The organism is Hymenobacter sp. H14-R3, from assembly GCF_030063445.1.
Taxonomy (GTDB): Bacteria; Bacteroidota; Bacteroidia; order Cytophagales; family Hymenobacteraceae; genus Hymenobacter.
In genome coordinates this window covers 25,037-38,421 of sequence record NZ_JASITD010000032.1, presented here as the reverse complement: position 1 = coordinate 38,421, position 13,385 = coordinate 25,037, and the positions used below count along the sequence as shown (strand labels likewise).

6 protein-coding genes and 1 pseudogene are annotated in these 13,385 nt (G+C 62.5%); 1 reads left to right on the top strand and 6 read right to left on the bottom strand.

Annotation, left to right across the window (positions count from 1 at the left end):
• A pseudogene (locus tag QMK33_RS20685) lies at positions 1-98 on the top strand (IS5/IS1182 family transposase); the annotation flags it as partial.
• A 1,239-nt stretch (positions 99-1,337) separates the two neighbouring features.
• Here the strand turns inward: QMK33_RS20685 and QMK33_RS20680 are convergent.
• From QMK33_RS20680 to QMK33_RS20655, 6 genes are all read right to left on the bottom strand, one after another.
• The gene (locus QMK33_RS20680) at positions 1,338-2,762 is read right to left on the bottom strand and encodes a hypothetical protein (RefSeq protein ID WP_283566527.1); all 1,425 of its coding nucleotides are present in this window, start codon (positions 2,760-2,762) and stop codon (positions 1,338-1,340) included.
• Positions 2,743-6,303, bottom strand: a complete 3,561-nt coding sequence (locus tag QMK33_RS20675) for a hypothetical protein (protein WP_283566526.1) — start codon at positions 6,301-6,303, stop codon at positions 2,743-2,745. Before QMK33_RS20675 ends, QMK33_RS20680 begins: the two co-directional genes overlap by 20 nt.
• A 102-nt stretch (positions 6,304-6,405) precedes the next feature.
• Positions 6,406-7,956 (bottom strand): hypothetical protein, encoded by a 1,551-nt coding sequence (locus QMK33_RS20670; RefSeq protein ID WP_283566525.1) that lies wholly within the window; start codon positions 7,954-7,956, stop codon positions 6,406-6,408.
• A gap of 100 nt (positions 7,957-8,056) precedes the next feature.
• A complete protein-coding gene (locus tag QMK33_RS20665) occupies positions 8,057-8,509 on the bottom strand; it encodes a hypothetical protein (protein ID WP_283566524.1) in 453 nt (150 codons plus the stop codon).
• A gap of 72 nt (positions 8,510-8,581) precedes the next feature.
• Positions 8,582-9,931, bottom strand: a complete 1,350-nt coding sequence (locus QMK33_RS20660) for a hypothetical protein (RefSeq protein ID WP_283566523.1) — start codon at positions 9,929-9,931, stop codon at positions 8,582-8,584.
• 410 nt (positions 9,932-10,341) lie between these two features.
• A complete protein-coding gene (locus tag QMK33_RS20655; protein ID WP_283566522.1) occupies positions 10,342-13,341 on the bottom strand; it encodes a DEAD/DEAH box helicase in 3,000 nt (999 codons plus the stop codon).
• Positions 13,342-13,385: the final 44 nt, after the last annotated feature.

Sequence of the window (13,385 nt, the reverse complement as noted above, 5' to 3'; positions counted from 1 at the left end):
ACCTGCTCATCCGCTGGGCCAAAAAGCCGGAAAACTACCTGGCCATGCTCCATTTTGCCTGCGCCCGAATTACGTGGTACAATTGTCTTTTTGGGTGACGCTGTTTCCCTATTCGGATAGGCACTAAACGGGCTCAGGTACTGCACGATGCGCTCATACACGTTGTCCTTATTGAGAGCCTGAAAGTGGTCTTCCAGCACCCGCGCCGCCTGGTCGGCTTCCTGGGTGAGCACGGCCATGCGCTGGCGCATCACGGCCGACAGCTCGTGGTACTGCGTGTCCATAAACACCTCCGATTGCCGGGCCAGCCGGTCGAGCTCAGTTTGGTTTTGGCGGAAAAAGCTGAGCTGGGCCTGCACCGTGCCCGCGTGCTGCTGCACCAACGCCGGCACCTGGTTGAGGCCGGTTTCGAGGCCGGTGAGGCGGCCGAGCAGCGCCGTAATCTGGCCCGCCACCTCGCCACCGTTGCGCAGCATCTGGTTCAGCTCCTGCTGGTAGGCAATGAAATTTTCGAAGTGATGCGCGCTCTGTGCCACCTTGTCGAACACCCGAATGCTGGCGTCGGCCATCTGGGTGTAGCCCACTTTTTGCAGCTGCTCCAAAAAGTCTTTCTGGGTGCTGATGTTCTCGTTCAGCGCCCGCACAATGGGCCCAAACTCGTAAATCTTGCTTAGAAATTCCTGGTTGAAGGCGTCGAGCACAGCCTTGAGGTTGCCCAGGCTGCCGGCCATGTCGGAGTGCAGAATGGGCAGCAGCTCGACCTGCAAAAACGTGTAGTAGTCGTTGCGGCGCTCATCGGCCTGGCGGTGCGCTTTCTTGTATAGCGCGTTGCCCCACAGCGTGAGACCCAGCCCGCAGAGGCTGCCAATCATGGCCACCGTCACGCCCCGCAAAAAGCCCTGGATGCCCGCTTCGTCAAACTTGCCGCTGCCCGCCAGCAGCCCACCCAGGCCCAGAATGGCCCCCAAAAAGGTGCCCATCAGCCCGATGTAGAGCGGGGCCGAGGTGCCGCTTTGCACCTCGGCATCGAGGGCCACGGCGCGGCGCTCGGCAATGCTTTGCAGGATGTCGAAGTCAGCCGTACCCTTGTTTTTGAGCAGGTAGGCGTTGGTATCGCGCTCGATGAGGACGAAATCGGGCGTGGCCCCAGTAGCCAGCAGCACATCTACCAGCTGGCCGGTAGCCGCATCTTGGTGGCGCGTGAGGCGCAGCGTGCTACTGGCCGGAAACAGGACCGCTAGCTGCACACTAGCCAGCCGGCCCTGCCAGAAAGCCCGCGCCTGAAACCCGATAATCGCCAGCAGCGCGAGCCATTCTACTACCTCCATGCCACGAAGTTACTCAAAGTGAATCTGCGCCTTTTTACTAATTTGCCAATCGCCGCCCGCCGTGCGCTGGGCCACGCCCGGCGTGTCGGTAACGATGCGCGACACGCCGCTCTTCGGAAACGGGTACTCGCAGGCCCCGCCCAGAATATTGACGTGGCTGCCGATGTAGCCCGTGTGCCCGGCCTGGTTGCCGGTCACCACAAACCGCGCCTGGTTGGGCGTGTCGGCCGCCGTGGTCAGCTCAAAAATGGAGTAGGAAGCGGACGCCTCGGCCAGCGTGTTGCGCTGAAAAATACCGTTGATGGGCTGCTGGTTGGCATACAGCGTGCGGGTAGTGGGGGCCGCCAGTGGAGCGGCTACCTCCTCACTAGCAGCCGGATACTTGATATCAAAAAGGTCCTCGTCCTCGGTAGAAGTGGTAGCCGCTGGCTCGGCAGTGGCCGGGGCCGCAACGGGCCCGGCCACTGCCGGCGCTGGCGACCGGGCAGGCATTGGTGAGGCCGGAGTCGTTGTCTCTCTAGCTGGGGCCGCTTTAGCGGCAACAGGCGGCGCGAGCTGCGCAGTAGCTGCCGGTGCGGCAGCCTGGGGCTTGGCAGCGGGGGTGGGGTCAGGCGCGGGGCGGGCACCAGACGCCTTATTACTCACCTCACGCTGCACCATAATGCGGACCTCGGCCCGCATCTCCTCGGTGAGGGCGGCGAGGCTGGGCGAAGCGGCTGAATCGTGGGAGCGATGCCGTTTTTTCGAGTTGCCCTTGAACAATGATACCAGCAGGCTTATGACGGAAAGCGCTAGCGCTAAGTAAGTAAGCATGGGGTTGGGAGCGGTGTTGGTGATGGTGAAGTCTTTGACCGGGGGCACAGCGGCGGCCTGGCGCGCTGCGGCCTGCGCCATGGTATCGGAGCCGGCTGGGAGGGTAGCGGCCGCTACTGGCGTGGGTGCAGGCACGGGCGCGGGCGCGTTGGGGTCGGCCAGGGCGTGCAGCGTTTGGCGCAGCTGCCCAAAGGCGGGCTGGTTTTGGCGCTCGGGCTTATTGCTGAGCAGCGTGTTGGCGATGCTGGTAGCCAGCGCCATTGCCGGCTCATTTCTCGAACTAATAGTCTTAAAATCACCCTGAAACTTGAGTACGTGCTCCAGCTTGGGCAGGTTCTTTCTTTCCAGTTTCACCGCATCCTCCAGGTGGCGGCCAAATAAGTTAACGCTGCCGCTGTCGATGGTTTGGCGCAGCTGCGGGCGCAGGCTGGCCAGGGCGGGGTCGTCGCCATACACGAAGCGAGCCGTGGCGGCCCACATGCGGGCCCGCGCATCGGGCGGCGGCACGTTGGTGGCGGGGGCCATTACGGTGGGGTTTTGGGCCGCGGCGGGCAAGCCGGGCAGGCTAGCCACGGCCAGCCCACCCAGCAAAACCCCCAGCTTAACTGGACTGCGAAGCATAATAACGCTTGAAAAGCTCGCGGCCCAGCTGGAACAGCGCGTCGCGGAAGGGGAAGAAAAACAGCGTCTCGGGCAGGCGGTCGTCAGCGTTGGTGCCGCTGTCGCGCAGCGAGTTGAGGCCCGCCCGCAGGCTGTCCTTGAGCTTGCCATCGAGGAAGTTGTACACGAAATCGGGGTCGATTTCGACGTTCAGCTCATCGAGCAGGCCGCGAATCTCGGCCGACTCGTGGGTGATGAAGCGCACCAGGCGGCGGGCGTTGGCAATTACCTCATCCTCAATGGTATCGTTCTCGGCTTCGGCCAGGGTGAAGGCGTGGGGCGGGCCTTCGGGGGCGTCGGCCGGGAGCACGCCGGGCAGCACAAACTCGACCGGCGCCTTGGCCTGGGCGGCGTCGCCGCCGGCCAGCTTCCACAGCACCGCGCCGTTGGCGGTAGCCTCCTTGGGCTGGCTCACCAGCGTGAGGCGGAAATCGGAGGGCGCGGGCTGGCCCGAGGCAAACTCCAGAATCAGCTTGCCGATTTCGGTGAGCGTGCCCAGGTTCGAGTCGAGGTCGAGCATGCGTAAATACGTACTGCCCTTGCCGCTGAAGCACAGGTGGCGCGGCACCGCCAGCTGGCGGGCCTGGCAGGCCTGCCCCACGTGGTACACCACGGCCGCGTAGTGCAGCAGCAGCACAATGCGCAGGTGGCGCGCACTGCGCAGCTCACGGCTGAATTCCAGCTGCTTATCAAAATTAAAGAGCAGGCTTACTACATCGGCCGAGCCGGCTTTGCTTTCGAGGGCGGCGCGCACCACCTCGCGGGCGGCCTGGGCTTCCTGGCTCACGGGCTTGTTGGCGGTGCGGGCCACGTAGTAGTAGAGCAGGCCGTTTTGCTGGCGCGCGCCACCAAAAGCGCCGTCGCCCCACAGCACGTCGCCGGCAAAGCGGAACGAAAGGGTGGCCTCGGGCTTTTTGCCGCGCAGCAGCAGCACATCAGTGGTGCCGCCACCGATGTCGATGTTCACCACGTTGTCGCGGTCGGAGGGCACGATGCCGCCGTCGGTGTGGCGGTCGGTGAGATAGAGGTACGGGGCCCACGACTCGCTGAGGTCGGCCAGGCGCTGGCCCGGCTCCTCGCCGAACACGCGCTCAAACTCGCTCTGCCAGATGTCCTGGAAGTCGCGGCGAGCCACGGTTTTCATGCTCAGCGGGCGCGACCACACCACTTGCGTGGCGCGCACATCGCCCTCATTGAGAGCCACTTTGTGCTTGATGAGCAGCAGCAGCTCGCGGATGTAGGCCCGAATGCGCTCGACGCCGGCGGCGCGCTCGCCGCCCTCGGTGTTCCACTTGAGGTTGGTGCGGTAGCGGCCGTCCTCGGGGTGGTTGTAGAGGAAGCCATCGCGGCTGAGGTAGAAGCCGATGTTGATGCTGCCAAACAACAGCGGGTTGCCCTCGCTGATGAAGGCCGGCGACTCGCAGGTAGCCGTGCGAATGGGGAAGGCCGACTCGGCCCCCTCAATGCCGATGAAGGCGGGCACAAACTCGCGGTTGCGCACGGTGTCGGCCAGCGTCATGGTGCCAAACGAGTCGGGGCCGTAGCGCTTGGGCAGCACAAAGTCGGTAGAAGGCAGCGGGCGGTTCAGCATTACCACTTCCATTTCGCGCTCAGTGCCGATGCGGAAAGGCTGCGGCTCGGGCCGCTCGGCCGTGGCGAACGACACGTGCGTGTTGGTGGTGCCAAAATCCACGGCAAACGTATAGCGCTGGGCACCAGGGCTTACTACGTGCCAGCGCGGCACGAGCAGGCCGGTGGCCGGGGCCGAAAGCTGCCCGCTCACCGGCGACTCCACTTCCATAAAGTCGAAGTGCGTGCCCACCACCTCGTAGTAGGTGCTGGCCGGGCCGCGCGGGTTGCGGCCCATGCGCTGGCGGGCGCGCACGCCCCGCGTGCCACCGGGTACCAGCACGGGCAGCGGTTGCCCGCCCTGGTAAAAGTTGAGTTTGGCTAGGTCGGCCCCCTCGTTCTGGTCGGCCAGCTGCACGTAGTACGGGCCGTTGTCGCGGGCATTCTGGCCCTCAAATTTGTAGAACGGGAAGATGCCCACGTCGAGGCGGGCGCTCACGCGGCCGCCGCGGTAGGGCGTTTTGGGCGAGTCGCTGCGCACGGCGTCTACCGGCGCGTCGGCGCTCTGGCTGGGGCCGGGGCGGAAGTAGTAGCTGCGCTCGTATATCACCTCGCGGCCGCTCGTGACGGGCACGGCCAGCCGCAGCTGCACGTGGTTGTCGAACAGCGTGAGACGCAGCTGCTTATCGAGGTCAGCGGCTTCGAAATAATCAAACCACGCCCGCTTCAGGGGCAGCAAAAAGCGCAGCGGCCGGTCCTCGGCCCGCGCGCCGGGCTCGGGCTGCACCTGGCCAAAGTAGAAGCGCTCGGTATTCACCGCGAAGGGCACTTCGAGCAGCCGGTCTTCCAGAAAGTCGTTGACCGTGAGGAAGGGATACTGCACGCCCAGGGTTTCGAGGCGGCGCTCTTCGAGGCGCTGGCCTTCGTAGCCGTACTGCACCACCGTTTGGTCGGTGCCGGCGGTGCCGCCGAAGTAGTCGCTGCGGCGCAGGTCGAGGCCGGGCATTAGCACCAGCGGAATCTTGCCCGCCTGCGCCACCCGCTCGTTGAAGCGAATAAACCAGTCGGAAGTCGTTTTCTGCTGCGCCTCGGCCTGCTTGAGCAGCGAGATACCGCGCACCTGCACGGCGTTGCCCAAGGCATCGCGCAGCGGCTCGTAGTGCTGCTCGAAGGTGCCCAGCGCCGGCTTTTCCTCGGCCAGCGCCTGCACGCGGCCCTTGTCGGTAGCGGCCAGAAACTGCGCGATGCACTGCGCAAAATTCTCCTGCCGCAGTTCGGGGTGCACCTCAAAGAGCCCAAAAATGTACTGCTGAAACTCGGTGCTGCGCTGGTGCAGCGGCACTACCTGGTTATCAAAGTAAAAGCCGTTGCCATCGCCCTTGCGCTGCATGTTGAGGCGCGGCACGGCGGGGTGCGCAAACACCAGCGTGAAGGGCGAGGTGCCGCCCAGCAGCTGCCGGGTTTCGCGCCCGCTGGCATCGCGGCTATCGGCAAAAATGAGGTACAGCGTGTCCAGCTCACGGAAGTGCGCATCGGCCAGGTATAGGCGCAACGTGTTGCCCAGCAGCCGGATACGCTGGTCGGGGCTCTGCACCAGCAGGTCTACCTGCTCCTTCTTGGCCCAAGGCACAAAGCGAAGCTTGTAGGCATCGGTAGCCTTGTTGTAGAAGAGCAGCTCCAGCATGTCCCAGCACTGTGCTACCAGCCTATGGTACAGTGAGTTGCCCTGCGGCTGCTGGCGCACAAACTTGAAGGCCGTTTCCAGCAGGTGCATCCGCCCGAAAGGCGTGGGAATGGCCGTGGCCGTGCGGCGCGGGTTGTCGCCGGCGGGGTCCTGCATTTTTTCGGCTTCGCCGGCCGTAATGCGGTCCGACTCCTGCCAACCGCGCAGCGTGGGCTTGCCGCGGTCAAGGAGCTGAAGGATATTACTCATACTTTATTAAGCTGTTAGCTATTAGCCGTTAGCTGATAGCTTTGATGTTAGAAATAGAAGGGAAGCTATTAGCTAGCCGCTAACAGCTAGCTGCTAAGTAGTTTACGGCAGCTGCTGCCCGCTCACTACCTCGTCCATCACCTCTGTAAACGTGCGTATCAGCGCCGTGGCCGGCGAACTGGCCGTGTCGTTGGCCACGGCCTGGCTCAAGCGCTTATCCAGCATCACTCGGATTTGCTTGGGGTCGATAACGTCGGACTTGCCAAATAAGCCCTTCTTTTTCAGCTCTTTGCCCGCCACTGCTTTGTCGAAGTCGGGTTCCAGCAGCTCGGCCATGTCGGCCCAGTGGTTTTGCGGGTCGTAGCCGTCGCGCAGGTTGAAGGGGCGGAAGCGGCGCGAGTTGTCGCGCAGTTCGCGCAGCCAGGCAGTGTAGCTGATAAACTGCCGGTCGGGCGAGTTGTAGTCGAATAAAAACCGGCGCAAATCCTGGTAAAACGGCTCGCGGTCCCAGGCGTTTTTCAGGCCCAGGTTGGTAGCGTAGGTGGCCGACATCGTTTCGGCCAGGTGGTGTTGCAGCCAGGTGGCAAAGAAGTGGAAGCGCGTGAGCGCCTCGCCCACCAGCGGCAGCGTTTGGCGGCGGTCGAAGTGCTCGAAGCGCAGGTCGCTCTCGTCGCGCTCCAATCCAAACTCGTAAAAATGCTCCTCCTGCGCGATGGTATCGGGCTTTTCCAGAAAGTCGAGCACGGCCAGCGCCCCCACCACCTCAATAAAGTGGGCGTTGTTTTGCTGGCTGATGCCGCCCTCGTGGTTGTCGTTCTGCTTCTGGGCCTGGTCGCCCAGGTAGTACATGGCGTTCAGGCCGCTGAGGTTGTGCTGGTAGTAAGCCAGCGCCGCCTTCGTCTTGGTAATGAACGTGTTGGAATCAATGGCGCTGCTGTCCTCGCTCTTCAGGCTGAAGTAGGGCAGCAGGCTGAGCGCGCCAATGGGCGCGGTGTTCAGCAGCTCGATGTGGGGCAGCTTGGCGTCGCGGTCGCGCAGGTTTTTGAGCAGCAGTGGGAAGCCGGCCGCGCCCGTGCCCCCAAAAATGGAGCTGATGAAAAAGATGCGGTCGCCGGCCCGAAACTCGTTGCCAAAGAACTGAAACTCGGGCGAGTCCACGAGCTGGTTCAGCACTACGCTGCCCACGTTGGGGCTACCCTTGAAGCCTACTTTCAGGTTCTCATCGAGGCTTTTGGGGTCGAAAAGCAAATCGACTAAGTACTGGCTTTCCACCGGTAAGTTGGTGTAGCGCAGATAGTCGCGCAGCGGCTCTTCCATGCCGCTAAAGCTGTACTCGAAGGTGTCTTTCACCCGCGCGTCGCGCTGCTCACCGGGCCGCGCCAGCGAGGCCAGCGTCTGAATATCAGCCCCGAAGAACTGGCCGGCCGTGTCTTCGCCAGCCGCCGCCGGCTTTATCTGGGAGCGCAGGCGCTGGTAGGTTTTGAGCAGCTCAATGGTGCGCTGCTTGTCGCCGTTGGTAGCGTCGGGGTCGATGATGATGGGCACCACCCGGTCGCAGTTTTTGAGTTCGACCCCAGCCGCCAGCAGCATCGTGAGTGAGCGGATAACCCGCGACCCCGTGCCGCCAATGCCGAAGAGATAAAGCGTGGACATAGTTGATTGTTAGATGTTTATGCTGTATTTGAGTCAAGTGCCGCGCTCCCCTGCGTTGCGCTCGCAATGACAAACGATTGAAGGCGAGCCGCTAGTGAGCCTAGTTGGGCCAGCGCACCGGCGTGGTGCGGGCGCTCACCGACAGCGGCTTCACCACAAACGACCACAGCACGAAGAACAAGGCCCCGTACAGGGCATTCACCACCAAAAAGCCTAGTACGTAGCGGTCGTAAGCCGATTTTTCGATGGTGCCGAGCGTCTCGCCGTCCAGGCTGGCATACACCACCGACCGGGCCTGCGAATAAGCCAGAATGGCCGAGCCAATGGCCGTGATTAGCAGCATGATAAGCCAGTGCGAGGTCTTGTAGAAAGACGTGGTCAGCACCCGGTTAAAAATTACGTAGAACAGCAAGGCCGCCCCCAGCGCCACGCCGAATAGCGTGCCCAGGCCCACGCCCGGAAAAATGCTTTTTTGGTAAACCGGAATCAGCGACGACGGCTCGGCGGTGCCCAGCAGCGCCTGGTAGAGGGTGGTGAACAGCTTTTGAAACATGAAAGAAAGGTTGGGTTTCGGGGAAAAAAGTAAAGAGTCAGGAGTGAGGGCTAGCGGTAAGCAACGGGCCGGTTAGTCGGCCAGTTGCACCCGCATGGGCAGAGCCCACACCTCGCGGCTGGCGGGCTGCTGGTCGTAGTAGTCCTGCACGCCTTGTAGCACCTCGCTGAGCAAGAAGGTTTTAGGGCCCTGCGCGGCAATGTTGCTGTCGTTGAGCGTTGTGTACTGGGCTACCCAGGCGGGCTGGGTGCGGGGCAGCACCAGGCGCAGGGTGGCGGCCTTTTGGCCGGGCAGGCGCTCTAGGTGCACCTTGGCCAGGTGGGTGTAAGTGGGCAGCCCGGGGCTGCGCGGGGCCTTGGGCTCGTCGCGGGCGGCCCACACTTTTTTCAGGGTAGCGCCGGTGCCGGCCTCGTCGAGCTGGAGCCGCTTGGGCAGGCTGGCGGCTTCGGCGGCGGGCGCGTTGGTTAGGTCGAGGGCCACTACAAACTCGGCGGGCTCCTGGCGCGAAAGGCCTTTGGCGACGTGCAGCGTGAGGGGCTGGGTTTGGCGGCTGCCGGTTTTGGCCACGTACCACTCGCCTACGTTGCCAAAATGCTCGAACACCGCCGCCGGCGGCGCGGGCAGGTTGTAGCTCACCCGCTCGAAGCCCGCGCCCATTAGTGGCTTGAGTAGGGGCGTGGCGGCGGCCACGGCGGCGGGCTGGCCCAGCACCCACACGTAGTAGGGCAGGCGGCTACCCTTCAGCACCTGAAAGTGCGTGCGGTTACCCGGAAAAAACTTGTCCCGAAACTCTGACGTGCCCGCAAACACGCTGATGGCCAAGTCGGCCGCGGAGGCTTCGCTCAGGGCGTCCTTCACGTCGGTTTTTACTTTCCAGGTTTGCTTGGGGTCAGCTGGGGCGTAGATGAAGTCGGAAATAACGATGCTCACTGCACCGGGCTTACCTTTTTGCAGCTTCAGTACCTCGCGCAGCATGGTGGGCATTTCGGTGCCCAGCGCGGGCTTCTCGATGCCCGTGCTCACGGTGTTGCTCAGTTCGGCGTAGGTGGTGGGCCGCAGCGCGCGCGGGTTGCTGGGCGTGCTTTCCTGCACAAAATAGTAGGCCGCTGCCGGCTGATTAGCAGCGCGTTGGCCATTAACATTGCTGAGCAGCTCCGTAATGGTGCGCTGAAATTGGCTGCCCGTTTCGCCCGGCGCGTTGGGGTGCATGAAGCCGCGCATGCCGGTGGAGGCATCCACGAATACGCTTATTTGGCCGTTGGCGGAGGCAATAGCCTTGGCCGCCTTGCCGGTGGCGGGCTGGTCGGTGGTTTTATCAGGCTCGCCGCAGCCGGTGAGGCTGGCCCCCCCGAGGAGCAACGCGGCCAATGGTAAAAAAGCGGGATGACAGAAAAAGCGGGCGGCCGGTAGTTGAGCGTACATAAACAAAGAGCAGCGGGCACCTGCGCGGTGCCCATCTGCCCTGCAAGTAACGACAATTGGCGGGTTACGGGTATGTACCGCCGCTGTTATTGGGATGCTAGTAGCTCACGCCCCCCTAGAAGAAGGCTGCTTTATTGATAATAAAACCGATGGTAACCAATAAGAATCCTAATAGGCACAAGCAGCATAAACGTAGCCACGCGGCCAATAGTCGTGGACCGAGTTTCCATTTCGGCAAGCTGGTTCCACTGCTCTCCCAATACTTTGCACAGATACACTAGTAGCCACCCAATACCTGCCACTAGGGAGGCTAAGGCAAAAAATAGAAAGAAAATTAATACGCTAAAGACCAGTGAATCAAATACTTATAGTAGGAGCGGCCGCATAGCGTAAAAGTGCTTAGCTAGTTATCAGCCCAGCAGCTCCTCAATATCGGCCCGCGTCAGCGACTTTATCACGGCCTCGTCGGTCGTTATCAAGTCGCTCACTAGCTGTAGCTTACGCTTTTGCAAAGCCAGGATTTTCTCTTCCACCGTGCCCTGGCTGATGAACTTGTACACGAACACCGGCCGCTGCTGGCCGATGCGGTGGGCGCGGTCGATGGCCTGGGCCTCCACGGCCGGGTTCCACCAGGGGTCGAGGATGAAGACGTAGTCGGCAGCCGTGAGGTTGAGGCCCACGCCGCCCGCCTTGAGGCTGATTAGGAATATTTGCAGGTCGGGGTCGCTCTGGAAGCGCTCGACTTCGCCCTGGCGGTCGCGGGTGTGGCCGTCGAGGTAGGCGTAGGTGAGCTGGCGCTCGTCGAGGCCGGCGCGCACCAAGGCCAGGTGCTGCACAAACTGACTGAATACCAATACCTTGTGGCCTTCGGAAACCACGCTGCGAATCATGCGCAAAATCTCGCGCATCTTGCCCGACTCGCCTTCGTAACTAGTATCGGCCAGACGCGGGTGGTTGGCAATCTGGCGCAGGCGGGTGAGGCCTTGCAGCAGCAGCAGCTGGGTGCCACCGGCCGGCTTGGGCGCGTGGCCCTCCAGCGTTTCGAGGATTTTATTGCGGTAAAAGCTCTTGGTTTCTTCGTAAAACTGCTGCTGCTCCTCGGTGAGGGGGCAGTAGCTGAGGTGCTCGGTTTTGGCCGGCAACTCGCTGGCCACCTGGGCTTTGTGGCGGCGCAGCACGAAGGGCTTGATGAGCGCGTGCAGCTTGCGCGTGCGGCTCTCGTCCTGGTGCTTCTCAATGGGCTTCACGAATTCCTTGCGGAAAAACGCCTGCGTGCCCAGCAAGCCGGGATTAATAAAGGTCATCTGCGACCATAAATCCATCGTGCTGTTCTCGACCGGCGTGCCGGTGAGGATGAGCCGGTGCCGGGCGCGCAGCTTGCGCACGGCCTGCGCCGTGGTCGAGCTGGGGTTTTTGATGGCCTGCGACTCGTCAAGTATCACGTAATCAAAATGATAGCTGGCTAGCAGGTCGGTGTCGAGGCGCACGATGCCGTAGCTGGTGAGCACGATGTCGTAGTCGGCAAATTGGGCCACGTTTTTATCGCGGTAGGTGCCGGTGTAGGCCAGTAGGCGCAGGCTGGGCGTGAATTTGCGCGCCTCGTTCATCCAGTTGTAAACCAGCGAGGTAGGTAGCACCAGCAGCGTGGCCGCGCCCTTGCTGGCCTGGCTTTCCTGGCGCTCCAGTAGCATTACCAGGGTTTGTACGCTTTTGCCCAGGCCCATGTCGTCGGCCAGGCAGCCGCCGAGGTGGTAGTCCTGCACAAAGCGCAGCCAGTTGTAGCCCGCCTGCTGGTAGGGCCGCAGCGTGCCCCGGAAGCCCACGGGCAGCGCCCGCTCCTCCACCACTGCGAAGTCGCGCAGCTTTTCGAGGCGGCGCGTGAGCGTGACGGTGGCTAGGTTATCCTGCTCTAAATCAGTAACTAACGACAGGTGGTGGCGGCGTAGCGACAGCGGCTGGCCCTCGGTTTCTTCGGCAAAGGCAAACAGCTCTAGGTAGTCGGTAAACCACTCGTCGGGGATGAAGGCGACCTGGCCGTTGGGCAGGCGGTACTCGCGGCGGCGCTGCAAAATATAGGGCCGCAACCGAATAAACGGCACCGCGTACTCGCCAAACCACACCGTGCCGCGCACGTCAAACCAGTCGCCGCGCTCCTCAATACCCACCTCCACCCGCACCGGGCCAATAAAGTAGTCCTGGCTGGCCGTGGAGCCGCCCTGCACCTGGAAGCCCAGTTCGCCTAGGGTCGGCGCGTGCTCGTGCAGCCAGCGAAACGCCTCGGCCTTGGGCAGCGAGGTGTGGCCGTCGGCATCAAGAGGCAGGCCGCGCTGGCGTAGCTCGTCGGCGCGGTCGTTTTCTTCCTTGGCCGAGCGCAGCAGACGCCGAAAGATGTAAGAATCGGCATCTTCCTCCAGCTGCACGCTCATGGCGCGCGGCGGCGTGAGGGGCAGGTCGTAGGCCCCGTAGCGGAAGGTGAGGTTGAAAAACAGCGGGGCTTCGTCGGTGCCGGCCCCCGGAATAACGACGGGCTTGGGTAGCGGCACGCGGCCGCGCCGGGGCGGGCCGGGCGGGCGCACGGGCACCAGCGGCATGCCCCCGGCCGGCAGCGGCGGCACGTCGGAAAACGTGAGGTGGGGCCGCGCCAGGTAGCGCTCGGTGCGGATGTCGAAGCCGCGCGCGTGCACATCAAACGACTCCATGAGCGGGGCCACGAACTTCTGAAAATAGCTCTTCTCCACGGCGCGGGGCACCACAATGAATTTCTTATTCAGAAACGGCAGCAGCTTGCGGCCGTCCACGTCGTGGCGGAAGTGGTAGAGCACGTCATCCAGCAGCAGCCAGGCGGGCTGCTGGCACACGAGCAACGCGTTTTTGAATTGAAAATCAAGCCGTTGATTCTGAAATTGAATCGTGGGGAAGTAGTGCGTGCCCTCGTCGTTGCGCCGAAAGTGAAACAGCACCGAGGCTGGCACCGGGGCCAGCTTGAGCTCGCGCCAGGTGGGCTCGCCGTCGCGGCCCATAATGAAGACGTGCTTACCTTGCAGGCCCGCCAGCAGCCGGCCCAGGCGCGTTTGCACGTAGCGGGCCACTGCTTCCTGCATGGGCTTGTCGCCCTTTTCCGGATTGTATATTTTCAGGAAAAAGTCGGCCGCCGTAATCTTGCGGGGCCAGAATTCCTTGATGACCGCATCCTGCTGCAACTGGTCGCAGAGGGCAATCAATTCGTAGTCATCCTTTTCCAAAGCAGCCGCAAATTCAGGCGCGTTTTTGGCCGAAATCGTTTGATGCTGAAGCGTTAACTGGCCGCGCGGACCGAGCTGTACCACGTGCGCCGTAAACAAATGCCCCAGGTACTCGTGCGCAAACAACGAGTAAACAAGTTGGAAAGGTAGTGCAGTAGAAAGATTCATAGCCGAGCACGAGAACGCGCAAGTTAGCCATGACTAGGGGTATT